This is a genomic window from Streptomyces sp. DSM 110735 (genome assembly GCF_016482685.1).
Classification (GTDB): domain Bacteria; phylum Actinomycetota; class Actinomycetes; order Streptomycetales; family Streptomycetaceae; genus Streptomyces.
Map to the genome: position 1 here is coordinate 84,143 of NZ_JACYHF010000013.1, position 25,409 is coordinate 109,551.

Consider the following 25,409-nt stretch of genomic DNA (forward strand, 5'->3'; position numbering starts at 1 on the left):
GGGTTGCCGGGCGGCGGTTCACATCCCCCAGCGCAGCGCCGGGGTCTTCACCGGCGCGTCCCACAGCCGCAGCAGCTCCTCGTCGGCCTGGCACAGGGTCACGGAGGCGCCCGCCATGTCGAGGGAGGTGACGTAGTTGCCGACGAGGGTACGGGCCACCGCGACCCCCCGTTCCGAGAGCACCCGCTGCACCTCGGCGTTGAAGCCGAACAGCTCAAGCAGTGGGGTGCCGCCCATGCCGTTGACCAGGAGCAGCACGGGGTTGCGCGGCGGCATGTCCTCCAGGATGGCGTTCACCGCGAAGTCCGCGATCTCGCCGGAGGTCATCATCGGGCGCCGCTCGCGACCTGGCTCACCGTGGATGCCGATGCCCAACTCCAGTTCGCCGGGCGGCAGATCGAAGGTCGGGGACCCCTTGGCCGGGGTGGTGACGGCGCTCAGCGCGACACCGAAGCTGCGCGCGTTCTCGTTCACCTGCCGCCCGATCGCCTCGACGCGCTCCAGCGGCTGTCCCTCGGCCGCTGCCGCCCCGGCGATCTTCTCCACGAACAGCGTCGCCCCGGTGCCGCGCCGCCCGGCGGTGAACAGGCTGTCGGTCACCGCCACGTCGTCGTTGACCAGTACCTTGCCGACCTGAATGCCCTCGTCCTCGGCCAGCTCGGCCGCCATGTCGAAGTTCAGCACGTCGCCGGTGTAGTTCTTCACGATGAACAGCACCCCGGCCCCGCTGTCCACGGCGGCAGCCGCCCGGGCCATCTGATCCGGCACCGGCGAGGTGAACACCTCACCCGGACACGCCGCGGACAGCATCCCCGGCCCGACGAACCCCCCGTGCAACGGCTCGTGCCCCGACCCCCCGCCCGACACCAGCCCGACCTGCCCCTCGACCGGCGCGTCCCGCCGCACGACGATCCGGTTCTCCACGTCCACGTTCAGATCCGGATACGCGGCCGCCATACCCCGCAGCGCATCCGCCACCACGGTCTCCGGGACGTTGATCAACATCTTCATCGGTACCTCCTGATGAGGCTGACAGACGGGGCCCCTGCTGTCGGCAGTATCGACCTTGTGGCAGCGAAGGTCACGTGGAGTGCGGAAGGTGGTCGTGCTTGCGCTGCGCGCACGCCGGGGGTCAGCTCAAAGATCGTGACGTGCCCGCCGGCGTGCTCGGCCTGTGGAAGCGTGGTGTGTGCTGGTCATACAGTCGGTGCGGGTGCCCGGCGGCATCGACTTCAAGGTTCAGGGGGGCGCGCGTCAGCCATACGGGTGGTCCTGGCGTGAGAAGCAGGCGCGTGGATGCTTCATGGGGGAGTGGCGATATCGGCAGGCTTTGTCATGAAGCGCCGGGCTCCGTGAAAGCGCGCCGGTCACTGGCGCCGCCGCCACAGCAGGGCTCTGGCCAGGAGAGCCACCTCGACGTCCAGGCGGTCCTCGGTCAGCGGACGGCCGAGCAGTTCCTCGGCCTTGCGGATGCGGTAGTGCACGGTGTTCTTGTGCAGGTGCAGCCGCGCCGCCGCCTGGGTGTAGCTGCCCCCCGACTTGAGGTACGCCATGACGGTGTCGCGGAGTTGACCGTTGCCGGGGGCGTCGGTCACGAGAGCGCCGAGCACGCGAGTGACCCAGCGTTCGAGGTCATCCGCATTCTCCGTGAGCAACGCGGCGACCGCGATGTCATCGAAGGCGAGGACAACGGGTGAGCCGTTCTGCCCGGTCTCGGCGACCGCCTTGGCGCGCATGGCCTCACGCAGCGAGCCGCGGAACCCGTCCAGTCCTGGTGCCTGGCCGCCGAGTGCGACCCGCACGTCGGTGCCGAGACCGAGCACGCCCTCGCGAAGCCGGTCGAGGTCGAGGCGCCGGGGCGCCGGGTGCTGCGTCCAGATCCACATCGTGCGCTCGTCGTTGAGCAGCGTCAGAGGTGTTCCGGATCCGGAGACCTCCTGCATCAGGCGCGCGGCGGCGTCGAGGGACCCAGCCGTGTTCGGTCCCTCGGCGGGCAGCCACACGACCGCGGCGGTGTGCCAGCACGTCATCGGGATGCCGAGGAGGTGACAGACCTCCGCCTCCGACAGGTTCTCCGACTGCAGCACGAGGCGGATCTGCGCGGCTCGGGCAGCTCCGATGCGGCTGTTCCAGAGCCGTCGTTCCGTCTCGTAGATCGCGATCAAGCCCTCGATGACCTGGTCGATGTAACTGTTGGTACGAACAGACAATTCGGCGACGGCGGCGAGCGCCAGCCCGGTCGGGACTCCGTCGAGCCGGTCCAGTGCCGTGATGCCCCATGTCGTGAACCGGTTCTCACCGAGCCGGTACGCCCGCAGCAATGCCTCCAGGGACAAGGAGTGCTGGGCGAACCGGCGGGCGTACTCCGCGGCGGCCGTCGGGACGGAGATCTGTTCGACGGGGATGGAGTGCCTGAGCAGGTCGACGATGGCCACCAGATTGGACGACGTGCTCGCCACCATGAGTCCGCGGACCGTCTCGTCGTGCTGGAACTCCGGGATGACCTCCGTGAACCAGGTGGTCATCTCCTCGGTGAGCGCGGGCAGGTCCGCCTCGATGGCACGTGCCACCTCGGCCACGAGAGCGTCGACAGCAGTGGGCATGGCGCGCACCGTAGCAAGACCTGCCCTCATGCGGCAGACGCGCGCGAGTCACCTCGCTGTAACGCCGTTGTGACGCCGGCACAACGTCTCGTGGAAGCTTCGGTTCCCCGGCCCATGGTCCACGTCACATCCGCTTTCTACGGTCCTATCGCACAGTGACGCGACGGCGCGGCACCCGGGGACCACGTGGTGTCGCGGCCGTAGACGAGAGGACGACGCCCATGCACCTTGCCCTGCTGCCCGAAGAGCGCGCCGCGCGCGACCCGCTCGGACCCGGTCTGTCGGACGATCGGACCACCCTGGACAACACCGCGTTCGCCGTCCGGGTGCGTACCGCCGCGGCCGTACTGCGGGCCCACGGGGTGTCCAGGGGCGATGTCGTCGCCGTCCTGCTGCCCAACCGTGCCGAGCTGGTGATCGCCCTGTTCGCGGCCTGGCGGCTCGGCGCGGCGCTCACGCCGGTCAACCCCGCCCTCACCGTGGACGAAGCCCGCTACCAGATCGCGGACGCCGGCGCCCGTGTCGTCGTCGGAGAGGCCGGCGGGGAACTCGTCACGCTGGACGTGAACGACCTCGCCGACCCGCGGAAGACCGGGGACCCGGGGGACGACGCCTCCTCCGACCACCCGGACGACTCCGCACTCGCCCTGCTCATCTACACCAGCGGCACGACCGGCCGCCCCAAGGGCGTGATGCTCGACCACGGGAACGTACGGGCCATGACGGAGATGATCGTCTCCCGCTTGGACATCGGCCCCCGTGACCACAGCCTGCTCATCCTGCCCCTGTTCCACGTCAACGGGATCGTCGTGAGCATCCTGTCCCCGCTGCGGGCCGGCGGACGGGCCACCATCGCGGGGCGGTTCAGCGCGACGACCTTCTTCGAGACGGTCGAACGCGTGCGGCCCACCTATTTCTCGGCCGTCCCCGCCATCTACGCGATGCTCGCCGGACTCCCGGCCGACGTCCGGCCCGACGTGTCGTCGCTGCGCGTCGCCGTGTGCGGTGCCGCGCCGATGCCCGCGCAGCTCATCGCGCGGTTCGAGGAGCGCTACGACGTGCCCCTGGTGGAGGGCTACGGGCTGTCGGAGGGAACGTGCGCGACGACGACCAACCCCCTCGACGGCCGCCGCAAGCCCGGCACGGTCGGACTCCCCCTGCCCGGTCAGCGCGTCGCGCTGATGGACCCGCAGGGGCGGATCGTCACCGACGGCACCGGCGAGGTCGTCGTCCAGGGCCCGAACGTGATGCGCGGCTACCTCAACCGGCCGGAGGAGACCGCGGCCACGATCGTCGACGGCTGGCTCCACACCGGCGACGTCGGCCGGTTCGACGAGGACGGCTATCTGGTCCTCGTGGACCGCATCAAGGACATGATCATCCGGGGCGGCGAGAACCTCTATCCCAAGGAGATCGAGAACGCGCTCCACGCGCATCCCGCGGTGCTGGAGGCGGCCGTCGTGGGAGCCCCGGACGCGGTCCTCGGCGAGATACCGGTCGCCTTCGTGACGCTGTACCCCGGCGCGCACGCCACGGTCGACGACCTGACCGCCCACTGCGCCGAGCGGCTCGCGAAGATCAAGATCCCGGCCCGCATCGACATCAGGGACGAGCTGCCGAAGAACCCGGTCGGGAAGCTCGACAAGCCGACGCTACGACGTGAACTGGCGCCCACCGGCTGACAGACCCGGAGAACGGAATCACCCGGCACACCCCGCGCAACCGCTCTGCCCTGAAACACGCTCGAAGGAGAGCCAGAATGGGCTTCAAGACGGGGAACTTCCCCCCGGTCGATCCCGAGACCTTCCTCGACCAGCCACTGTTCGAACGAACGAAGACACTCGCACTGCACTGGGTGCAGTACGGCTTCGGCAGCCCGAAGATGATCCACACCGTGTACGTCGTGAAACTGCTCGTCCTGTACGTGGGCGTCGGTACCGCGCTGGCCACCCTGACCTCCGGCACCGCCCCCTTCTGGGACGTCGCCGCATGGTGGAACGAACCGATCGTCTACCAGAAGCTCGTGCTGTGGACCGTATTGCTGGAGGCCGTCGGGCTGGCCGGCTCCTGGGGACCGCTGGCGGGCAAGTTCACACCGATGACCGGCGGCATCCTCTTCTGGGCACGCCCCGGAAGCATCCGGCTGCGGCCGTGGAAACGAGTGCCCTTCACCGGCGGTGACACCCGGGGCGTCATCGACGTGATCCTCTATCTCGCCTTCCTGGCAACCGCGTTGACGGCCCTCGTGCTGCCCGGCGTCCACAGCGGCACCCTGGCGGCGGCCCTGCCGGGCAACACCACCGGGCTGGTCGATCCGAGGCTGCTGTACGCGCCGATCGTCCTGTACGTCCTGATCGGCCTACGGGACAAGACGCTCTTCCTCGCGTTCCGCGGCGAACAGTACCTGCCCGCGCTGGTGTTCTTCGCCTTCCTGCCGTTCGTCGACATGATCGTCGCGGCGAAGCTGCTCATCGTGTGCGTCTGGGTCGGTGCCGGGGTGTCGAAGTTCGGGCGGCACTTCAGCAACGTCGTCCCGCCGATGGTCTCCAACAGCCCCTGCGTGCCCGGCAAATGGATCAGGCGGGCGCACTACCGCGACTTCCCCCGCGATCTGCGCCCGTCGAGGCTCGCGACGTTCATGGCACACGTCGGCGGCACGACCGTGGAGGTCGTCACCCCGCTGATCCTGCTCTTCTCCACCGATCACCGGCTCACCGCCGCCGCCGTGGTGCTCATGGTGGTGTTCCACCTGTTCATCACCTCGACGTTCCCCCTGGCGGTTCCGCTGGAGTGGAACATCCTCTTCGGCTACCTCGCGGTGTTCCTGTTCCTCGGGTTCCCGAACGACGGTGGCTACGGCGTCACCGACATGTCCTCCGTCTGGCTCACGCTGCTGATCACCGCCGGGCTGGTGTTCTTCCCCGTCCTCGGCAACCTGCGGCCGGACCTCGTCTCCTTCCTGCCGTCGATGCGGCAGTACGCGGGGAACTGGGCCTCGGCGCTCTGGACCTTCGCCCCGGGTGCGGAAGCCAAGCTCAACACCGTGGCCCACCGGCCCACGGTGAACCAGATCGATCAGCTACGGGCGATGGGCTACTCCCCGGAAGCGGCTGAGATCACCATGCAGCAGCCGGTGGCGTGGCGGTCGATGCACAGTCAGGGACGCGGCCTGCTCAGTGTGCTGGCGAACACTCTCCCCGACCTGGACTCCCGGACCATCCGTGAGGCCGAGTTCGGATGCAACTCGCTGATCGGCTTCAACTTCGGCGACGGCCACCTGCACGACGAGGATCTGATCCGTGCCGTGCAGCGGCGCGTCGGCTTCGCGCCGGGGGAGTGGATCATCGTCTGGGTCGAGTCCCAGGCCATCCACTCCGCGGTGCAGCACTACAAGGTGATCGACGCCGCTCTCGGAGTCGTCGAGCGCGGCTACTGGAAGGTCACGGACGCGGTGAACGAGCAGCCGTGGCTGCCGAACGGGCCGATCCCACTGACCGTCACGTTCCGACGAGAGCAGCGGGAGGCGGACCCCGCCGCGGGCCACGACGGCGCTGCCCTGGGGAGTTCGGCGTGAACGGCAGCCGCTGCACAGTGGAGGAACGATGACCACCGCGACGGTAGTCGGCAGCGGTCCCAACGGCCTGGCCGCCGCCGTCGTACTGGCCCGCGCGGGAGTCGACGTCACCGTGCTCGAAGGTGCCCCCGAGATCGGTGGCGGCACGCGCACGGTCGAGGCGATCGTGCCGGGTCTCCTGCACGACCACTGCTCGGCCGTCCACCCCATGGCCGTGGGATCCCCGCTCCTGACCGGCCTGGAGCTTCACCGCTACGGGCTGCGGTGGCGTCTGCCGGAGATCGACTGCGTCCATCCGCTCGACGACGGCACGGCAGGGGTGCTGTACCGCTCGGTCACCGAGACAGCCGCCCACCTGGGGCCCGACGAACGTCGTTGGCGCACCCTGTTCGAGGCACCGGTGAGGGGCTACGACGCGCTCAGCGAGGACATCCTCGGCCCGTTGCTGAGGCTGCCCGCTCATCCGCTGAGGCTCGCCCGCTTCGGCGCGCCGACCCCGCTGCCCGCGCTCGCCCTCGCCCGGGTGTTCCGTACGCCGCAGGCCCGTGCCCTGTGGCTGGGCGTGGCCGCACACGCCTTCCGTCCCCTCCACGAGCCGTTCTCCTCGGCGATCGGGCTCGGCATCCTCACCGCCGGCCACCGGCACGGCTGGGCGGTGGCCGAAGGCGGATCGCGCGCGATCACCCATGCGCTGGCCGCACTCCTTCGCGACCTCGGCGGCAAGGTCGAAACGGGGGTGTGGGTGCGGTCGGCGTCCCGGATTCCTCCCTCGGACGTCGTCCTGTGGGATCTGGCCCCGACCGCACTGGCCCAGATCCTGGGCGATCGACTGCCGCCGCGCGTCCGGCGGGCCTACGAACGGTTCCGCCACGGTCCCGCGGCCCACAAAGTCGACTTCGCGGTCGAGGACGGCGTGCCGTGGCGAGCCGAAGCCGCACGCAGGTCCGGCACCGTGCATCTCGGCGGGCCGCCCGCCGAGATCGCCACCGCCGAACGCGCGGTACACGCCGGACATCTCCCTGAGCGGCCCTTCGTCCTCGTGGGCCAGCAGTACCTGGCGGACCCCTCCCGCTCGGTCGGCGACGTCCACCCCGTCTGGGCCTACGCCCACGTCCCCCACGGCTACGACGGCGACATCACGCAAGCCGTCGTCGCCCAGATCGAACGGTTCGCTCCCGGCTTCCGGGAACGGATCGTCGGAGCCGCGCCCCATCCACCCGCCGCCTTCGCCGCGGACAATCCCAACTTCGTGGGCGGCGACATCCTCACCGGTGCGAAGGACGTCCGGCAGATGCTGCTTGGACCCGGCGCCGTGACCCACCCGTACGACACCGGCGTGCCGGGGCATTTCATCTGTTCGGCGGCTACACCGCCCGGTCCCGGCGCCCACGGCATGTGCGGTGCTCACGCCGCCGCCAGGGCTCTGAAACACCTCACCTCACGGAAAAAAGATCTGCTACAGAAACATGTAGGAGAGCGGCGCTGGGGCGAAGCAGCGGGCGCGTAGGTTCGTCATGGAACTCAACCGGCTCCTCCCTTCCGGAAAGAAGGGGTGTACAAGGCAAGGGGATGATCATGAGCAAGCTCATAGTGCGAGCAGCGTAGGCGGCCGCCTCCGTGGCGATTGCCGGATGTGCTCTGCTTGCCGCGGGTGGCTCCGCAGCGGCGGCCACCGCGCCGGTGGATGGACACGGGCCGCGTGTGACCGTGGCGGAGAGCGCCGTACGGAGCGGCTCCGACCACCGCCCCGCCCACTGCGCGGACGTCTACGCGGAGCACACCGTCGGCCACGACTCCCATGACTCGTCCTGGACTCGGACTGTTCTCGACAGTCGCTACTACCCGTGGGTGTACGACCAGTTGGTGCAGTTCTGCGACGATGAAATGCCCCATCGTTAGCTCGGCAAGAACGCTGATGGATGTTTTCATCGAGGATGTCTGCGAAATGCGGCTCGTGGCCGCACCGGGTCTGGACATTCCCGTACCCACCCGACTGTCGTACAGCCCCTACGACCCCTATGCCGTCCATTTCACCTTCGCCGCGGGCACGGCCAGCGCGGCCACCTGGGTCTTCGCACGGGAGCTGCTCGCTCTGGGAGTGCGGGAGCCGTGCGGTGAGGGCGATGTGCGGATCCGGCCGGGGCGGAGTCCCAACGGCGACATCGTGAGCATCGCCCTTTCCGCACCCGGCCAGGAGGCTCTGTTCGAGGGTCCGCTGGAGGACGTGCGCTCGTGGCTCGCCAGAACCTGTGAAGAAGTGCCGCCAGGCCGGGAGTCGAAGTTTCTCGACCTGGAGGACGAGCTGCGTGATGTGTTGGAAGAAGTGGGCTGAGGATTTACCCGCCGACTCGACAAAATCAATCAGCGCCAACAATGAGTCCACATTAAGGAGTGGTTATTGTGTCCCTCGTCATCGTTGCCCATCTGATCGCGAAGCCGGGCCAGGAGGATCTCGTGGAGAAGGTTCTTCGGGAGGCGGTGCCGGATGTGCATGCCGAGCCCGGCTGTTCCCGTTATTCCTTGCACAAGAAGCAGGGAACGGAAGGTCACTTCGTCATGGTGGAGAAGTGGGAATCCGAGCAGGACCTCCAGGCGCATCGCAAGGGACCGGCGATGGCCAAGGTCGGAAAGGCCCTCGCTGACGCCCTGGACGGGGCTCCTGATGTCGTCGTCCTCGACGCGCTCCCGGCCGGCGTCCCGGACAAGGGCAGTCTCTGACACTCGCCCTCACCAGCGGTGCGTGGGGCCGCAGTCGGCACGGTGTGTGCCGACTGCGGCCCCTGTACGTGATCCGGCACGCCGACGAGCATGACGGTCGGCATCGTCGAGGCGCTGTGCCGCCGTGCCGTGGACGGCGGCAGCTTCCGCGGCCTCGTGCTCCGGCTCGGCGATCACCATCCGGCATCAGGCTGCGGGTGCCGTCGTGGCTGCGGCAGTGGGTACCGCGTTCGGACCTCCGTGGGCCGACTGGGCGATCCGTGCTGAGGGGGTGGGGGAGTTCGCGCCCCGCCTCGGCAGGAACGCGGAGATCAGCAGCGCCAGCACGCCCGTCACGCACGCGATGGCCGGCGAGGTGCGCAAGCCGTTCATGGAGGGCAGCGGAACACCGTTCAGCGGCTGTGCCATGTGGGAGAGAACAACTCCGATGACCGCGCTGGCACTTGAGGTGCCGATGGCCCGCATCAGGGTGTTGAGGCCGTTGGCGGCGGCTGTCTCCGAGGGCGGCACCGCGCCGGAGATCAGGGCGGGCATGGCGGCGTAGGCCAGTACGATGCCGACGCCGATCACGGCCGAGACGATGGCTGTCTGCCACACCGCGTGCACCATGCCGAGAGCCACCGAGATCTTGGCGGCGACCGGGCCGAAGAGCCACATCGCCACTCCGACCGGCGCCACGGCCAGTCCCGCGACCACCATGGACTGCTCCGGCCCGTACCCGGTGGCCGCGGGCAGTTGCGTCAGCCGGGGGAGCACCAGGGACTGGGCGAGCATCGCGAAACCGACGGCGATCCCGGCGAGGTTGGTCAGCGGTACCTGGCGGCGTGCCGTGGTCCGCAGGTCGACCAGCGGGTGCGGCACGCGGAGTCCGAAGGCGCCCCAGGCGAGGAGGATCACCACCGAGGCGGCGAACAGCCCGAGCGTCGTACCGCTTCCCCAGCCCCAGTCGCCGCTCTTGGAGATGCCGAGCAGCAGACAGACGAGACCCGCGGACAGCCCGCCCGCTCCGATGATGTCGAAGCGCCCGGGGGCGCGCACGGGCGACTCGGGCACGCACCGCCAGACCAGAAGCACATGCTGACACCGAGCGGAATCACGCCCATCGAACCGCCCTGCAGGATCCGCCGCTTGCCGAACATGTCGCCGAGGCGGCCCGTGACGGGGGTGGCGACCGTTCGGCTTATCTGCTGCTCAGCCGCATCGACACCCAGGGCCCCATGTCCATCGGACAACTGACGGACGCCTTCGGGCTCGACACGTCGACCGTGAACCGCCGGACAACGGCGCTGCTGCGCGCCGGTCTGGCCGAACGTGTCCCTGATCCGGAAGGCGGCATCGCCCGCAGGCTGCGGATCACCGATGAAGGTGAGCGCAGGCTCACTGCCGACCGTGAGGCCAGCCGTTCGTTCCTGAGGCAAGTGGTTGCGGACTGGTCGGAGGACGAGGTACGGGAACTGGAGAACGTTCTCCTCCGCTTCAACCGCAGCGCCGAGGCACTGGAGGAACGCCCCTGGCCGCGCCCGGAAGCCCCAGAAACCCCGGAGAGTCAGCAGCACTAGGGACGCCAACCCCACGGCTTCCGTGACCGGTCCCCGAGGCCGATTCTCAGCCGTGCAGACGCGGTGGACCCGCCGAAGTCACGAGCGAGAGCACAGGTCCGAGATCGTCGCCCGGCCGCTCGCGCCGCACGGTGCCGGTGGGAGCGCGTCGCCCGGCGAAGGCGTAGACCGTGCCGACCAGCAGCTCGCCCACGAGGTTGCCCAGACCGACAAAGAGCAGGTTGCGGGTGAAGGCGCCGACCGTCACACCGGGCACGTCCTCGAACAGGCCCAGGGAGAAGGCGGTCATGTTGGCGACCACGTGCTCGAAACCGGAACCCGCGAAGGGCAGCACGCCCCAGAAGATCAGTATCAGTCGTGGCGACACCGAACACCGCGCCCTGGATCAGCCCGGTCCATCCGGAGCGGGCCGCACACCATGAGCATCAGCACCACCGCCATGCCGTTGAACGCCCCGGCGAGCCGGCGTGCGCAGCAGGGACGCCGACTTGTCCTGCGCGGCGATGACCTGCCGGTCCAGGGCGTCATGAAGCGGTAGGGGCACGTCGGTCCTTTCGCCGGGAGGAGCGGGGGCGTCGAGTGGAGGAGGGACCTCTCGGTGGCACGGACGGCTCAGCCGCCCGTGCCACCGAACAGCCCTGCTGTCATGGAGTGGCCGTCACGCCACCGGTGTGGTCGTTGCCCGCGGCGAACGACAGGCCACCTGCCCGGTCGGCGCGCCGCAGTCGCGGCTGGGGGAGGGCGGCGTCGACGAACGCGTCCCGGGGGTGCGCCATCTCCGGCAGCGCGACGGTCTCGCGGCGCAGGAACATGGCGAGCGTCCAGTCGAGGAAGACGCGGATCTTGCGGTTGACGGTGGGCATCATGGCGCCGTGGTAGAGGCGGTGGAACCACCAGGCGGGCAGACCCTTGAGCTTGATCTTGCCGAACATGATGGCCACGCCCTTGTGGACGCCGATGCTGGCGACCGCGCCGAGGTTGGCGTGCTTGTACTCCTTCTGCCGACGACCGCGCAGATGGGCGACGATGTTGTCACCGAGCACCTTGGCCTGGCGGTAGGCGTGCTGGGCGTTGGGCGGGCACCAGGCGCCGTCACCGACGGCGAGGTCGGGCACCTGGGCGTTGTCGCCCGCCGACCAGACGTAGTCGAAGCCCTGGACCTGGAGGGTGGCGGCGGTGTCGATGTGCCCGCGGGGACCGAGGGGCAGTCCGAAGCCGGTGAGGAGCGGGCTGGGCTTGACACCGGCGGTCCACACGATGGTGGAGGCGGGGGTCTCGACGCCGTTCTTGAGGATCACCTGCTGGTCGGCGCAGGACTCCATCGAGGTGTTCAGGTACACCTCGACTCCGCGCTGCTCCAGCTTCTCCTTCGTCCACACGCCGAGGTCGGGGCCCATCTCGGGCAGGATGCGGTTGGCGGCTTCGACGAGTATGAAGCGCATGTCCGCACGGCTGATGTTGCGGTAGTTCTTCACCGCGTCGCGGGCCATGTCCTCGACCTCGCCGACTGCCTCGACACCGGCGAAGCCGCCGCCGACGAAGACGAACGTGAGGGCCTTGCGGCGTGCTTCGGGGTCCGTGGTGGAGTCGGCCTTGTCGAGCTGCCAGAGCACGTGGTTGCGCAGGGAGACGGCTTCTTCGACGGTCTTCAGACCGATGGCGTGCTGGGCGAGACCGGGGATGGGGAAGGTGCGGGAGACCGAGCCGGTGGCGACGACCAGGTAGTCGAAGGCGAGTTCGTACTCGTCACCGGCCGCGGGGACGACCGTCGCGGTCTTGCGGGTGTGGTCGACGGCGACCACGTGTCCGGTGACGACGTCGGCCTTCTCCAGTGTGGGCCGCAGTGGGGCGACGAGGTTGCGGTCGGCGACGTTGCCCCCGGCGGCCTCGGGCAGGAACGGCAGGTAGGTCATGTAGGAGCGGGGGTCGACGACGGTGACCGTGGCCTCGTTGCCGCGGAGCTTCTTCAGTACGCGCAGCGCGGTGTACAGACCGGCGTAGCCGCCGCCGACGATCAGGATCCGGGGAGGCTGGGCCGCGTGAGCGGGGGACATGGCGTTTCCTTTCGGGGAGAGCGCGGCGGACGTCGTCGCGCCAGGGATGTGCTGAGTGCCGATGCGGCGGCGGAACACCCAGTAGGTGAAGGTCTGGTAGGCCATGACCAGGGGGGTGACCGCGAGGGCGACCCAGGTCATGATCTTGAGCGTGTAGTGACCGGATGCCGCGTCGGTCACGGTCAGGCTCCACGCGGGGTCGAGCGTGGAGGGCATGACGTTCGGGAAGAGGGACAGGAACAGCGAGGAGAACGTGGCGACCACGGCGGTGCCGGACAGGGCGAACGCCCAGCCCTCCCGGCCGCGCCCGTTCAGCACAAGGGCGGCGGCCAGGGCGACACCCGCGATCACCACGGCGACCAGACTGCGGGCCCTGCCGTAGTCGGCCTGGGTCCAGACGAGGAACGCCGCCCCCAGGGCCAGTGCGAGAAGGCCCAGGACGCGGGCCTGGCTCCTGGCCCGTGCGCGGATGTCCCCGAGGGTCTTGAGGGTGGCGAACACCGCGCCGTGGAAGGTGAACAGCACCAGGGTGAACACGCCGCCCAGCAGGGCGTAGCCGCCCACCAGGTCGCCCAGGTCACCCGCGAAGTTCTTGTCGGCGTCGATCGGCACGCCGCGGACGAGGTTCGCGAAGACGACGCCCCAGACGAACGCGGGGATCAGGGAGCACCAGAAGATGGCGCGCTCCCAGTTGCGCTGCCAGCGCTCCTCGCTGCGCTTGTGGCGGTACTCGAAGGCGACTCCGCGCACGATCAGGCAGACCAGGATGAGCAGGATGGGCAGATAGAAGCCGCTGAGGAGGGTGGCGTACCAGTCGGGGAAGGCGGCGAAGGTGCCGCCGACGGCCGACAGCAGCCAGACCTCGTTGCCGTCCCAGACCGGGCCGATGGTGTTGATGAGGACGCGGCGTTCGGTGCGGTCCCGCGCCAGCGTCCCGGTCAGGACGCCGATACCGAAGTCGAAGCCCTCAAGGAAGAAGTAGCCGACCCAGAGGAAGGCGATCAGTACGAACCACAGGTCGTGAAGGTGCATGACCATGTCTCCTTTCGACAGGTCAGTAGGCGAACGACAGAGGCTTGTCGGCCTCGGCGTCCTCGGGGGAGCCCGGGCCGGTGCCGCGGGACCGGAGACTCGGATCCGTGGTGGGCGGCACTTCGGCGATGTCGGGTCCGGCCTTGGCGTACTTGGCCATGAGCCGGACCTCGATGACGGCGAGAATCGCGTACAGCGCCGTGAACACACTCATGGACGTGATCACCTGGGTCGTGCTGACGCCGGGGGAGACGGCGTCGGCGGTCCGCATGAGGCCGTTGACCACCCAGGGCTGACGGCCCATCTCGGTGAAGATCCAGCCGAAGGAGTTCGCGATCAGCGGGAACCCCATGGTGAGGACTCCGATCCGCCAGAACCACTTCGTCAGGAGGGGGTTCAGTTCGCGCTCTGCCGTCAGCATCAGCCGCGGCACCTCGTCCTCGCGGGTACGGAACTTCGGTGCGAGCAAGCGCCGTTGACGCGTGAGCCACAGACCGGCCAGGCCGAACGTGAAGGACGCCATGCCGAACGTGATCATCAGGCGGAAGGCCCAGAACGTCATGAAGATGTTCGGCAGGTAGTCGTGCGGCACGCCGCCGTAGAGCTTCGCCTCGTGCGCGGCGATGTCGTTGATGCCGGGCACGGCGTCGTGGAAGTTCTTGTGGGCGAGGAAGGAGAGCAGCCCGGGGATCTCCACCTCGACGCTGTTGCGGCCCTCGTTGACGTCACCGACCGCGAACGCGGAGAAGGGAGCGGGGCTCTGGGTGTCCCACAGGGCTTCGGCGGAGGCCATCTTCATCGGCTGCTGCTCGAACATGATCTCGCCCATCTTGTCGCCGCTCAGCGCGGTGCCGAGGCCGGCGATCACCGCGATGACGAGACCGGTCCGCAGCGACATCCGCATCGCCGAGACCTGCTTGGACCGCTTCTTGTCCGGCAGTTCGCCCGCGCCCTCGGCACGCCTGGCCCGCCACAGGTGGAAGCACGAGATACCGACCATGAAGGCGGCGCCGGTCAGGAAAGCCGCGGTGAGGACGTGGGCGAACCCGACGACCGTGGTCTTCTGGGTGAGCGCCGTCCAGATGCCGGTGAGCTGCGCCTTGCCCGTCTTCTTGTCGATCGTGTAGGCGACCGGGTGCTGCATCCAGGAGTTGGCCGCCAGAATGAAGTAACCGGAGAGCATGGTGCCGAGCGAGACGATCCACATGCAGGCGCAGTGCAGCTTCCTGGGGAGTTTGTCCCAGCCGAAGATCCACAGCCCGATGAAGGTGGACTCGAAGAAGAAGGCGATCAGCGCCTCCATGGCGAGCGGGGCACCGAAGACGTCGCCGACGAAACGCGAGTAGTCGGACCAGTTCATGCCGAACTGGAACTCCTGGACGATGCCGGTGACGACGCCCATCGCCATGTTGATGAGGAAGAGCTTTCCCCAGAACTTCGTGGCGTGGAAGTACTTCTCCTTGCGCGTGCGTACCCAGGCGGTCTCCAGGCCCGCCGTGATCGCGGCGAGGCTGATGGTGAGCGGGACGAAGAGAAAGTGGTAGACGGTGGTGATGCCGAACTGCCAGCGGGCGAGCGTCTCGGGCGCCAGGGCGAGATCCATCATCCTTCACCTCCTTCGTGAATGTGAACACATTCACAAGCTGTCGGGAAAAAAGGTTGTTCCGGTTCATTCCTGCTCCCACCCTCCGATGGCGAGCTCCTGCGTCGCGGACTTCCGCAGGGCGTCCTGGTCGGTCCGGGACAGCGGCTCGCGGCGCTTCTCGGCGAGCGCTGCCAGAAGGGTGAGTACGACTCCTGCGCCCAGCCACAGCGACAGGGCGAGGAAGTGGGAGCCGAGTCCGGTGTTGTCGAAGTAGAGGACGCTGCGGACGCCTTCGACGAAGGCCGCGCCGTTCCAGAACGAGTGCAGCGACCCGTAGAAGTCGTTCTGCAGCTCGGGGCCCATCAGACCGCCGGCGCTGGTCAGGTTGAGCATGACGAACAGGCCCATGAGGACGAGCGGGGTCAGTTGCCTGAGGAACGTCTGCAGCCCGAGTCCGATGGCCACCACTCCCGCGCTGTAGAGCAGGCACATGCTCCAGACGGTCGCGCGGGAGCCGTCGATCACATCGAACCCCGGTCCCGCGACCAGGATCCCGACGCCGCTGATGACGAACGAGACGGCGAGACCGGCCGCCGCTCGCCAGCGCATGGACAGGGAGCCTGCCATGGGCGCGAGCGCGAGCACACTGATGTACGAGGAGACGCTGAGGGCGATCAGGAGGAAGAACGGGCCGCTGCCGTTGGGGTCCTTCGCGGTGGGCGGGGCGACGTCGGTGACCTTCAGGGGCACGCCCTGTTCGTCGGCGACCGTGCGGAAGACGGTCTGCGTGGCGCTCGCGGTCGAACTGGAACCCGCTGTCGCCACCAGCAGTTCGGGGTGGGACTTGGCCGGGATGTACGCGCCCGCGAGGTCACGGTCCATCATCTGCGCGCGAGCCGCTCGTCGGTCCGGCAGGGTGATGACGTTCAGGCCGTCACCGGCCTTGTCCTTGATGGTCTGCGCGAGAACCTTGGTCTCGGGCGTCGTGCCCACGACCGCCACCTTGAGCCCGTTGGGCTGCGGGTGGTGAAAGGCGCTGAGGTAGGTCGTGGCCAGCCCGAGACACACCAGTACCGGGCCTATCAGTACAACGGCCAAGTGGATCACTTTGGCGCGTCGGTGGGGCGCGGCGTGGTGATTCGGTACGGGATCGGAGTGGGTGTCGGTCGGAGTGGTCATGAAGAGGCCGGCTCCCTTTTACGTGAATGGCGGCGCGCTGACGGCGGTGGCATGGCGCGAAGACTTCGGGGCGTGCCCGCCCCGGACACCACCGCGCCCGCGTCTCGGGCATGGTGGTCGTGGCGAGCGACGCGACCGCGCCGGATCGGTTGTGACCGCTCCGGCGCGGGCACGTCACTCGTGGCACTTCGGCCGGACGATCAGGCGGTGGTCAGCCATTCCGGGCGCTGTGAGCCGCGGGGGACGAGGATCTGGCGGTAGGAGCCCGGGGTGTCCGACATCCGCACCTGGTCGGTGATGCCCTGGTAGTGGCCGAGGGGGGTCTCGGCGGTGAAGATCTCCGGGTCGGGGTAGGCGTGGAGCTCGCCGGTGCCCGCGATCTGCTTCGCGTAGTCCTGGTCGAAGATGCCCATGGACAGAATCCACAGGGCCACGCGGGAGAGCGAGACGTGGACGCGGTAGCTGCCGCCGTCCACTGCGCGGCGACGCAGCGCCTCGGCGATCCCGGCCGTCATGAACCAGGACACCAGGTAGTCGTTGACCACGGTGATCGGCGGCAGGGCGGGCTTGTCGCCGTCGCCCTCCAGGTGCAGCAGACCCGTGAGGGCGCCCGCGGTCTGGTCGAAGCCGAGGTAGTCCTTCCACGGACCGGTCTTGCCGTTCAGCGAGACGGTGGCGTAGATCAGGCCGGGGCGGCGCTCGATCGCCTCCTCCTCCGACATACCGATGCGGTCCAGGAATCCCGGGCGGCGGTTGGCGTAGAAGACGTCGGCCTCGGACTGGCGCTGGTGGATGAGGGCCAGGCCCTCCTTGGTGTACGGGCTCACCGTGGCCGAACGGACACCCACGCTCGTCGTCAGATAGGTGACGTCGTGCTCCAGCTCGTAGGGGCGCCACAGGTTCAGCACGTCCGCGCCGTGCAGGGCCATGGCCCGGCCCGCGCCCGCGCCCGCGATGATGTGGCCCATGCCGAGCGCGCGGACGCCGTCGAACGGGGCGATCGGGTCGGCGGGCAGCGGCTCGGGGTCGCTGTCGCCGACGCGGGTGATCTCCACCAGCGGCAGCTTGGAGAGGACCTGCTGGTACTGCTGCTCCTCCAGGATCTCCCGGGGCGTGCGCACCATCGGCATCACACAGCCGGCCTCGGCACCGGCCTGCTCCAGCTCCCGGGCGTTCCACTTCGAGATCGCGGCTTCGACGTGCTCGGGCACCTCACCGACACCGAGCAGCCGCTGGGCGGCGACCCTGATGTTGGGATAGATGTTGAACGGCATCATCCAACGGCCGTCCGCGCTGCGGTAGAAGGAGTTGACGAACGCCTGGTTCTGCAGGGACGGGGTACCGCCGACGTAGCCGTTGAGGAGTTCCCACTTCTGCTCGTAGAAGGGGCACAGGCGGTGCGGGCCCTTGCGCAGGTCCATGTGGATGTCCTGGCCGCGACCGGTGCGGTCCTTCCACAGCGCGGCGATGGCCGCGGACTTGGCGACCAGGGAGATGCCGGAGGCGGCGCCGAGGCGCAGGGTGCTGGGTACGACCGGGTCGGCGCCCTCGAAGGTGATGTGGCCGCCGGTGTCGCCGGGCTTCAGACCGATGCCCGCGAGGACCTCGTTCGTCTCGGCGTGCACGTCGAACGCGTCGTCGGTCGCCGGCTTGTCGATTGCCTTCTTGATCTTGTCAGTGAGGTTCATGACTTCTTTGCTTTTCACGTGTGTTTCGGTGGGGGGAAGGTCAGGCGCGGCTGTGCGCGTCCGGGGTCTCGCCCAGGGCGCGCATCAGCGCGATCTGGGCGCGGTCCCGCTCGGCGGCGAGCTCCTCGACCGTGCCGTTGCCGAAGGCCGCGTGGGCCTGCTCGGTGAGTAGGGCGACCGTGGCGTCGTCGAAGGACGGCGTGCCCAGGACCGGCCACAGCCCGGTCTCCATGGCGCGGCCGAGGTGCGTGATGAAGTGGGGCAGCCCCTCGGGACCGCCACCGAGGTGGAAGGTGCGGAAGGGACCCGCGACAGCCCAGCGCATACCGATGGAGGCGGTCACGATGTCGTCGAGCTCCTGCTCCGTGACGACGCCTTCGGCGACGAGGTGCACGCACTCGCGGAAGATCGCGGCTTGCAGACGGTTGGCGACGAAGCCCGGCACTTCCTTGCGCAGGACCTGGGGCTTCTTGCCGAGCGCGGCATAGAACGCGTCGGCCTGGCGGACGGTCTCCTCGGAGGTCTTCTCGCCCGGCACGATCTCCACCAGCGGCACCAGGTGCGGCGGGTTGAAGGGATGTCCCACGACGAGTCGCTCGGGCTGCCGCATCGCCTCGGCGATGGCCGAGGCCGGGATGCTGGAGGTCGAGGTGGCCAGCAGTGCGTGCGCGGGCGCCGCGTCCTCGATGGTCCGCCAGATCTGCTGCTTGAGCTCCAGCCGCTCGGGGCCGTTCTCCTGGACGATGTCGACGTCGGTGACGGCGGTCGCGAGGTCGGCCTCGAAGGACAGACCGTCGGCGAGGTTCTCGGTGGGGAGCCCGAGTTCCTCCAGAGCCGGGGTGATCTCCTCAAGGCCGGCGAGCACGAGGTCGGCGATGTCCTCGCGCGGGTCGTTGATGACCACGTCGATGCCACGGGCCAGGAAAAGACCGGCCCAGGAGATACCGATCACGCCACCGCCGATGATCGCGGCACGCTTGTAGGAGTCCAGTACGGGCTCAGAAGTGGGGGGCATGTTTCGAGCCTTTCTCGAAGATTGGGAGTGCGTACGAGTCGACGCGGATGCCTAGGGGGCGAGGGCTCCGCCGTCCGCTGCCGGCTCAGTCGGCGAGGTAGTCGTAGACCGGCTCGGCGGGGTTGAGGGTGAGGTCGGTGACGATGTGGCTGGCGCCCACGACCTCGAGGACGGGCAGGTCGGCGAGCGGGGCCATCGCGTGGGCGAAGAGCTCCAGACGTCCCGGCGCGGTGAAGGCGCTCTTCACGGTGACGTCTTCGATCTGGGTGCGGACCAGGTCGCAGACGCGCAGGCTGCCGTCGTAGTTCGGGATCGTCTTGATCATGAAGGTCGGCGTACAGACCTCGGCCCGCGCCTCCTCCAGATCCATGGCGTGATGGTTGTAGCCCATGGTCGCGGTGGCCACGCGCAGGGTGCCGTAGTCGAGCGTGCCGACCAACGTGTCGGAGTCCACGTAGAGGGAGGGCGAGCCGGACTTCTTCGGGTACGCGCTGTACTCACGGCCGCTGGAGATGGCGGGCACGCTGTCCACGTACATGGCGAGGTTGAACTCGCCCTTCTCGCCCTCGTGCTCGACGGCGATGAGCTGGCCGGCCTCGGTGTAGTCGCCCAGGCCCGTGGTGTCAGGCATGCGCATGACCTCGAAGCGGACCACCGGGTCGGTGACGGTCAGCGGCTCCGGTACGAGCCGGCGCAGCACCTCGGGGTCGGTGCGGTAGTAGATGTTGAGGTACTCGCGGTTCGTGAAGCGGTACCGGGCCGGCGCGTAGGCGGGGGAGTCCACCGGAGTGGTGAAGAGCCGGGCGACGTCTTGCTTCTGCATGAGAGTCTCCAAAGAGACGGATCTGTCGGCAGAGCGGAAAAAGTAGCTCTACGTGATGGACAAATCGGTCTCTTGCGTATCAAATCTTCGACGCTGAGTGGGGCGTTGTTGTGTTGCGTAACGCCCACGACCCAGTGGACACTCATCGACGCACGTCTGTCCAATATACGATTGGCTCATGATCCATATGGTCGAGGATATCAATCTGACGAAGCGCCTGCTGGAGCAGTTCCTGGTGGTGGCCGACGAGAAGCATTTCGGGCGCGCCGCGGAACGCCTCGGCATCAGCCAGCCGCCGCTGAGCCAGTCGATCCAGCGACTGGAGCGCGGGTTGGGCGTCCAGTTGTTCGAGCGCGGCCCGGGCGGGGTCTCCCTGACCTTGGCGGGCGAGGCGTTCCGCGTCGACGCTCCGCGCCTCCTCGCCGCGCAGGCGGCGGCCATCGAGCGGGTGCGGCGCGTGGCCAGCGGCCTCGACGGCGACATCCGGATCGGCTACGTGACGATCCTGAGCCACCAGTACCTCCCGAAGCTCCTGAGGGTCGCCGCCGAGGAACTGCCGGGCCTGCGGATCCATCTCCATCAGGACTCGGCGGCGGCTCTCGCCGAACTCGTCCGTTCCGGGGAGCTCGACCTCGTCTTCCTCCGCGACCCCTCGAATCTCTCGACCGATCTCGTGAGCGAGACCTTCGCCACCGAACGCATCGCCGCCGCCGTGTCGGTCGATCATCCGCTGGCCGCAGCCGAGGAAATCGGTCTGAAAGACCTGCAGAACGAGGAGTTCGCTCTCCCCGACCCCCGGTCACTGCCCGCCCTGGCCCAGCAGGTTCACCTCGCCTGTCACGAAGCGGGATTCCTGCCGCGTACCCGGGCCGTGTCCGACGACCTCAGCGGACTCATCAGCTACGTCGCATCAGGGCTGTGCGTCAGTCTCCTCCCCGAACTGCTGCGCGACTTCGCTGTCGCGGGAGTTTCCTTCGTGCCGTTGCGCGGAGATTCCGGGTATCTGGAAACCAAGATTGTTGCGGTGCGTCACCCGCAGGCCGACGCCGCCGTGCTGCGCCTTCTCGAAATGATCACACGTCGCACCGTCGTCGACAGTTGATTCCGGGCTTCGGCTCAGGGGAGCGACGTCAGCCATTCGACGGCGGTGAGGCTGGGCAGGAAGAAATACTCGCCGCCCCGGACGGTCACGAATCGCGGCAGGCCGGTGAGGCGGCGCCGGATCGGCTTGTCGGGAATGGTGTAGCTGTCACTCCCGTCGTGGTTACCGATGAGCGGGTCCTTCTCGGTTCCGAGCGCGGCGAAGTCGCCGTCGTTCATCCACACCTGCTGGATGAACTCGAACTGCCGGGAGAGGCTCGCGCCCATGAAGATGAAGATGATCCCCCGGTCCACTCCGTCGTCGTCGAGTACCCCGTCGGGAAGCGGCGGGCCGTATGCGGCGCCCCGCCGGACCAGTCGGTGCGTCTCCACCGCGACCACGCCGTCCTTGAGGCTGTCCCGGGGATTGGCGCGCCGGATGTGCGCCCCACGCGGTACGCGCTGTCCGTGAGGGTCGGTGTCGTAGTACGTGAAGTCGTCGTTGCGCGCCGGATCCGCCGCCAGCTCGGGGTCGTCGTGGTCCGGTGAAAGAGCGAGGGGGGCACCGCTTCGCCAGCGACCCACGATCTTCGCCGCGACCAGTTCCTCGTCCTCGGGCGACCGGGCGTGGTCGCGCAGATACCGGCGGAACCCTGCGACGTCGGAGTGGAATTGCCGGAACGCGACATAGGTCCCGTTCTTGCCGAGCTTTTCCGGCTGCGGGGCGGCGGGGAGCGCTCCGGACTCGTCCGGGTAGCCGAAGATGAACTCGCCGGGCCACACCGGATCGTGCCCTGGGAGCGGCTTGTCCGTGCTGCCGATGATGTGAGGACCGCCGATGCTGTCGCGGTACCCGAAATGCTCGCGACCTGTCTTCGGGACGCTGACCTCGATCTGGTAGAGCGTGCTCACCCCGGCAAGGCGTCGCGCGTTGCTCATCGGCTCCCGCAGATCGTCGGCCTTGGTCGAAAAGATGAGCACGCCGATATGCACGTCCCGGCTGCCCAGCGGTGTCTTCCAGTTCTTGGGATCGTTCGCCCCGGTGTCACCGAGAACCGCCTGACGGGAGGCCATGCCGTCGCGGAATTCCGGGGAGAACGTGTCGAGGGAGTCCTCAGGAACTCCCAGCCGTTCGAGTCCGCTGTAGGTGAAGGCGATATTGAGAGTGAAGGGGCGAGGGGTCTCCCACTCCGCCGCATTCGTGATTTTGGGCAGAAGATCGCGCAGTGACTGCTTGGCCGCCTCGGGGTCATCGATCCGGTACAGCGCGTACACGCCGTGGTATTCATCCGGTCGATGGCGCAGTACGGTCCCTTGGATGTCGTCCAACTGCAATTCGGGGACTGCGTTCATTCCTGCACCGTGTCGAGGAGCCGACCGAATGCCTCGGAGGTCTTCAAGCTGCGCGTGATGTCGCGAGGGCTTGCGTCGGGATCAGGTCCTCCGTACCAGACGCCTGCCTCCACCTGATACTTCGCGATGTACGGAAGCGCCTCGTCGGAATTCAGGCCGGGGAAGCCCTCGGCGACGTCGGTGAAGATGTAGTCGATCCAGGGCTGGGCAAAGCGAATGACGTCCTGCACGTACGGCTTGAACTCGTCGCTGTAGGTGGCCGCGAACAGGATTTGCTGGTCGTTGTTGATCAAGCAGACACGCAGGTCGTGAACGGTTCCGAGGCGTCCTTCCCCATACGGCGCCTCGACTTGGGCCTTCTTGATCCGCTCCCGGAAAACCTTGGGTCCGTCGGGCTGACTCACCGGAGCGACCAATGCAATCCCCTCAGGGGCGAGAGTCCCAGTCCGTACCACGATACGTGCGGAAGGGGATCTCACAACCGGACGGCCGGGTCAGGAACAGAAGACGCCCGCACTCGACGAGCCTGCCGCGGGGCAGGGACATAGCATCAGTCAGAAAGAGTTCCAGCAAGGGAGGTTGTCGTGTCGGACCACCTGTCCAGCGTCCGTGCGCTGCGCGATCCGGTCATCGACCTCACCGACCTCTACTTCTTTCCCGCTCCCGACGCGCCGGGCCGGTTGACCGCAGTTCTGAACCTGTTTCCCGCGGCACAACCAGGAGCTGCTTTTTCCGACGCGGTCACCTATCGAATTCGCATGGCGCCCGCGACTGTCGGAGATGACGGTGTGATCCGGGCCGACGCGCAGGACGAAATCGTCTTCGACGTGACGTTCGACGATGTCGGGCCGAACGGTGATCGGTCTGCGGCGGGACCCCTTCTTCATGGACGTGGCAAAAGAGGTCCGCACGCGCGCCACCCGGCAGCTCGCGTTCACCGACCCCGGTGAGGACAGTGTCGCCGGGTTGAACGTCCTGAGCATCGTCCTGGAGTTTGACGCGGACGCGGTACTCGGTGCTGGACGCAGCCCCTCTGTGGGCTGCCGCGGCGGAGTCGCTCAGCCGTGGCACGCCGACAGCTCGCTTCGAACGCATCGGACGGCCGGAAGCGAAGAACGTTCTCCTGTCGGTCAACGGAAACGACGACGTGAACAGGACCGTCGACTTGCGCGACCTCTACAACCTGGACGATCCCTTCGACGTCCCGCCGGAGTCCGCGGACGCCTACCGAAGCCGTCTCGACGCCAACCTCGCCATGTTCGATCGGCTCGACGACGCCATCGCGTGGCCTGTCGCGGACGGTGCGCACCACCCGCTCACCGAGGTGATCCTGCACGACCACCTGGTCCTCGACACCACGAAGCCCTTCAGCGAACGCGGCTACCTGGACATCGAGCGGGCCGCGCTCACGGGCCAGGAGCACGACACATGCGGTGGCCGCTGGCTCAACGACGACGTCATCGACACCCTGTACTCGGTGATCGTGGGGGGCTGGGACGGCACCCGGGTGCGCGACGGAGTGGACGCCGCCGTCGTCCCCGCCGCGCGGGATTTCCCCTATCTGGCCGAGCCCAATCCCCACCCGCACGTACCGACGCTGGGAGCCCTGTTTGACGCCTCCGACTGATTGCGAAGCGATGGAAGACCCGTGCCTGCCGCGGTGCACCTCCTCCACGATCGCCCTCGGGAATCTGGACGCCCAGATCGCGGGGCTCGTCCAGCAATACGGGCAAGAGGCGTCGCCCGATACGGGGTCACGTCTCATCGACGGGCTGCTCGCGCGGCACGGCGTCACAGCCGATGACCGCGACCTGAACGCCGCCCGTCGGCTCGCCGCGGAACTGGTCGAGCGTGCCTGCGACGACTCGACGAGCTGGATTGCCCGCGCTCGGGTCGACATCGCGACGCATCACCATGACGACGCCGGCCAAGCCCTGGCACGAGCCGTGCGACTGGGGGTGTCACCGGCAGCGGTGTCCGAGGAACACGCCGATCTTCTGGAAGCCCGCGGGCGGAATGCCGCCGCGCTGAGAATCCGCCTTGCAGAACGCACCGGCCACACCGAACCGCAGCAGATGGCCCGCACAGCGTGTCTGCACCTTCGTGCCGGGAACGAGGAACAGGCGCGAGAGCTTCTCGGGGAGGCTCTGCGGACTTACACGAGCCCGTCCCCGCTGCCGCTGGCCTCCATGCTGTTCAACTGGGGACACACACTTCAGCACCAGGGGCAGGACGAGCAGGCGGCGAAGGCGTACCGCACGGTGACCGCATACCTTCCTCCTCACGCTCGGGCACGTCGCGCTCTGGCCGAGCTCGGTGCCCACCCGTGACGGCTGTGCCGCCTCCGTGATCACTCGCTGCCGGAAACGGCCGGTGGCCAGGCGGCCGGGTCGAGTACGCCGGTGACGTAGGCGCGGGCCACCAGCGCCGCCTTGCCCCGCACGCCCCAGCGCTGGGACAGTTGGGTCAGGTGGTAGTTGACTCCGTCCGCGGTCAGGCCGACCGCCTTGGCGATCCGGGCGGTCGTGTCGCCGACCGCCGCCAGGGCGAGGATCCGCGCCTCGATCTCGTTGACCAGCGGCTCCTTTTCTGCGGCGCCGCCGCTCGGGCGCTCGCCCCCGATCCGCAGCAGCAGCATCAGCGCCGGTGCGGCTTCCGGAGTGTCGCTGACCGGGTCCACGTCGATCTCGCCGTACCGCTCCGTGCCGTCCGGGGTCGACCACGTCACCTCCACCGGATAGCGCGACCTGCGGCGCAGCCGGACCGCTTCCGCGATCGGATGGAGCCGCGTGGGGGTGCGGGGATGGAAGAAGTCCAGAGCGTTGCGTCCCTGCAACTGGCCCGACAGCATGCCCCATTCCGCCGCCATCGCCGGGTTCGCCACGATGATCACACCCTGGGGGTCGCAGAGCGCGACCGGGAGCGGCAGATGGTCCAGGAGAAGCATGACGCGATTACGCCAGGTGATCGCCTGCCGATGCCATTCCCGCGAGGCCGGAGAATCGTCCGGCGGTCCGCTCGCTCCGAGGTCCATCCGGGCTCCTTGGACGTGCTTCCTCCACGGCGCTGCGCATCCCGTCCGCCTTCGCAAGCCCGACACGGGGCAGCGCACTACACAATTATTGAGGATTTCGCGGACTCGTGGT

General features: G+C 68.3%; 23 protein-coding genes and 2 pseudogenes. 11 read left to right on the forward strand and 14 right to left on the reverse strand.

The features are described from left to right. Nucleotides 1–18 precede the first annotated feature (18 nt). Both dhaK and IF655_RS20495 read right to left on the reverse strand, forming a co-directional pair. Nucleotides 19–1,011 carry a dihydroxyacetone kinase subunit DhaK gene (dhaK, locus tag IF655_RS20490; RefSeq protein ID WP_199586440.1) on the reverse strand — a complete coding sequence of 331 codons (993 nt, stop codon included), beginning with the start codon at nucleotides 1,009–1,011 and terminating at the stop codon, nucleotides 19–21. Between the two features lie 356 nt (nucleotides 1,012–1,367). Beyond that, nucleotides 1,368–2,603: a CdaR family transcriptional regulator gene (locus IF655_RS20495; protein WP_242488842.1), complete on the reverse strand. Its 1,236-nt coding sequence runs from the start codon at nucleotides 2,601–2,603 to the stop codon at nucleotides 1,368–1,370. A gap of 221 nt (nucleotides 2,604–2,824) precedes the next feature. On the opposite strand from IF655_RS20495, the gene IF655_RS20500 reads away from it, so the two are divergent. The 6 genes from IF655_RS20500 (at nucleotide 2,825) to IF655_RS20525 (ending at nucleotide 8,895) form a co-directional block, all read left to right on the forward strand. Beyond that, the gene (locus IF655_RS20500) at nucleotides 2,825–4,285 is read left to right on the forward strand and encodes a class I adenylate-forming enzyme family protein (protein ID WP_199586442.1); all 1,461 of its coding nucleotides are present in this window, start codon (nucleotides 2,825–2,827) and stop codon (nucleotides 4,283–4,285) included. Nucleotides 4,286–4,362: 77 nt separating this feature from the next. Then, on the forward strand, nucleotides 4,363–6,177 hold the full coding sequence (locus IF655_RS20505; protein ID WP_199586443.1) for a DUF3556 domain-containing protein: 1,815 nt from the start codon (nucleotides 4,363–4,365) through the stop codon (nucleotides 6,175–6,177). A 28-nt stretch (nucleotides 6,178–6,205) separates the two neighbouring features. Beyond that, complete coding sequence (locus IF655_RS20510) at nucleotides 6,206–7,684, forward strand: NAD(P)/FAD-dependent oxidoreductase (RefSeq protein ID WP_199586444.1); 1,479 nt, start codon at nucleotides 6,206–6,208, stop codon at nucleotides 7,682–7,684. Between the two features lie 194 nt (nucleotides 7,685–7,878). Continuing rightward, entirely contained in the window at nucleotides 7,879–8,076 is a 198-nt protein-coding gene (locus IF655_RS20515; RefSeq protein WP_199586445.1) for a hypothetical protein, read from the forward strand. Between the two features lie 16 nt (nucleotides 8,077–8,092). After that, a complete protein-coding gene (locus IF655_RS20520; protein ID WP_199586446.1) occupies nucleotides 8,093–8,509 on the forward strand; it encodes an SsgA family sporulation/cell division regulator in 417 nt (138 codons plus the stop codon). A 68-nt stretch (nucleotides 8,510–8,577) separates the two neighbouring features. Then, complete coding sequence (locus IF655_RS20525; protein WP_307814984.1) at nucleotides 8,578–8,895, forward strand: putative quinol monooxygenase; 318 nt, start codon at nucleotides 8,578–8,580, stop codon at nucleotides 8,893–8,895. Between the two features lie 186 nt (nucleotides 8,896–9,081). On the opposite strand, the gene IF655_RS20530 is transcribed toward IF655_RS20525, so the two are convergent. After that, nucleotides 9,082–9,948, reverse strand: a complete 867-nt coding sequence (locus tag IF655_RS20530; protein WP_307814985.1) for a hypothetical protein — start codon at nucleotides 9,946–9,948, stop codon at nucleotides 9,082–9,084. A 59-nt stretch (nucleotides 9,949–10,007) separates the two neighbouring features. On the opposite strand from IF655_RS20530, the gene IF655_RS20535 reads away from it, so the two are divergent. Then, a complete protein-coding gene (locus IF655_RS20535) occupies nucleotides 10,008–10,454 on the forward strand; it encodes a MarR family winged helix-turn-helix transcriptional regulator (protein WP_242488850.1) in 447 nt (148 codons plus the stop codon). Between the two features lie 46 nt (nucleotides 10,455–10,500). Here IF655_RS20535 and IF655_RS20540 read toward each other — a convergent pair whose 3' ends face one another. The 8 genes and pseudogenes from IF655_RS20540 to IF655_RS20575 form a co-directional block, all read right to left on the reverse strand. Then, on the reverse strand, nucleotides 10,501–10,821 hold the full coding sequence (locus tag IF655_RS20540; RefSeq protein WP_199586449.1) for a formate/nitrite transporter family protein: 321 nt from the start codon (nucleotides 10,819–10,821) through the stop codon (nucleotides 10,501–10,503). A 277-nt stretch (nucleotides 10,822–11,098) separates the two neighbouring features. Next, complete coding sequence (locus IF655_RS20545; RefSeq protein ID WP_199586510.1) at nucleotides 11,099–12,508, reverse strand: NAD(P)/FAD-dependent oxidoreductase; 1,410 nt, start codon at nucleotides 12,506–12,508, stop codon at nucleotides 11,099–11,101. Nucleotides 12,509–12,592: 84 nt separating this feature from the next. Beyond that, a pseudogene (gene cydB / locus IF655_RS20550) lies at nucleotides 12,593–13,546 on the reverse strand (cytochrome d ubiquinol oxidase subunit II); the annotation flags it as partial. A gap of 16 nt (nucleotides 13,547–13,562) precedes the next feature. Then, nucleotides 13,563–15,143, reverse strand: a complete 1,581-nt coding sequence (locus tag IF655_RS20555) for a cytochrome ubiquinol oxidase subunit I (RefSeq protein WP_199586511.1) — start codon at nucleotides 15,141–15,143, stop codon at nucleotides 13,563–13,565. 66 nt (nucleotides 15,144–15,209) lie between these two features. Then, nucleotides 15,210–16,232: a hypothetical protein gene (locus IF655_RS20560; protein WP_199586512.1), complete on the reverse strand. Its 1,023-nt coding sequence runs from the start codon at nucleotides 16,230–16,232 to the stop codon at nucleotides 15,210–15,212. A gap of 272 nt (nucleotides 16,233–16,504) precedes the next feature. Continuing rightward, nucleotides 16,505–17,992 (reverse strand): CoA transferase, encoded by a 1,488-nt coding sequence (locus IF655_RS20565; protein WP_199586450.1) that lies wholly within the window; start codon nucleotides 17,990–17,992, stop codon nucleotides 16,505–16,507. A gap of 40 nt (nucleotides 17,993–18,032) precedes the next feature. Beyond that, the gene (locus IF655_RS20570) at nucleotides 18,033–19,007 is read right to left on the reverse strand and encodes a 3-hydroxyacyl-CoA dehydrogenase NAD-binding domain-containing protein (RefSeq protein WP_199586451.1); all 975 of its coding nucleotides are present in this window, start codon (nucleotides 19,005–19,007) and stop codon (nucleotides 18,033–18,035) included. A gap of 85 nt (nucleotides 19,008–19,092) precedes the next feature. Further along, nucleotides 19,093–19,830, reverse strand: coding sequence for an acetoacetate decarboxylase (locus IF655_RS20575; protein WP_199586452.1), 738 nt, complete (start codon nucleotides 19,828–19,830; stop codon nucleotides 19,093–19,095). 178 nt (nucleotides 19,831–20,008) lie between these two features. On the opposite strand from IF655_RS20575, the gene IF655_RS20580 reads away from it, so the two are divergent. Further along, nucleotides 20,009–20,932 (forward strand): LysR family transcriptional regulator, encoded by a 924-nt coding sequence (locus IF655_RS20580; RefSeq protein ID WP_242488843.1) that lies wholly within the window; start codon nucleotides 20,009–20,011, stop codon nucleotides 20,930–20,932. A gap of 14 nt (nucleotides 20,933–20,946) precedes the next feature. On the opposite strand, the gene IF655_RS20585 is transcribed toward IF655_RS20580, so the two are convergent. After that, the gene (locus tag IF655_RS20585; protein WP_199586453.1) at nucleotides 20,947–22,263 is read right to left on the reverse strand and encodes a Dyp-type peroxidase; all 1,317 of its coding nucleotides are present in this window, start codon (nucleotides 22,261–22,263) and stop codon (nucleotides 20,947–20,949) included. Then, nucleotides 22,260–22,667, reverse strand: coding sequence for a hypothetical protein (locus IF655_RS20590; protein ID WP_199586454.1), 408 nt, complete (start codon nucleotides 22,665–22,667; stop codon nucleotides 22,260–22,262). Before IF655_RS20590 ends, IF655_RS20585 begins: the two co-directional genes overlap by 4 nt. 180 nt (nucleotides 22,668–22,847) lie before the next feature. On the opposite strand from IF655_RS20590, the gene IF655_RS20595 reads away from it, so the two are divergent. From IF655_RS20595 to IF655_RS20605, 3 genes and pseudogenes are all read left to right on the forward strand, one after another. After that, complete coding sequence (locus IF655_RS20595) at nucleotides 22,848–23,213, forward strand: DUF4331 family protein (RefSeq protein WP_199586455.1); 366 nt, start codon at nucleotides 22,848–22,850, stop codon at nucleotides 23,211–23,213. Next, nucleotides 23,149–23,890 (forward strand): annotated as a pseudogene (locus IF655_RS20600) (DUF4331 family protein). The gene IF655_RS20595 and the pseudogene IF655_RS20600 overlap by 65 nt, the downstream one beginning before the upstream one ends. Beyond that, entirely contained in the window at nucleotides 23,874–24,593 is a 720-nt protein-coding gene (locus IF655_RS20605) for a hypothetical protein (protein ID WP_199586456.1), read from the forward strand. The pseudogene IF655_RS20600 and the gene IF655_RS20605 overlap by 17 nt, the downstream one beginning before the upstream one ends. Nucleotides 24,594–24,613: 20 nt before the next feature. Here IF655_RS20605 and IF655_RS20610 read toward each other — a convergent pair whose 3' ends face one another. Next, nucleotides 24,614–25,210, reverse strand: a complete 597-nt coding sequence (locus IF655_RS20610) for a PAS domain-containing protein (protein ID WP_242488844.1) — start codon at nucleotides 25,208–25,210, stop codon at nucleotides 24,614–24,616. Nucleotides 25,211–25,409 lie beyond the last annotated feature (199 nt).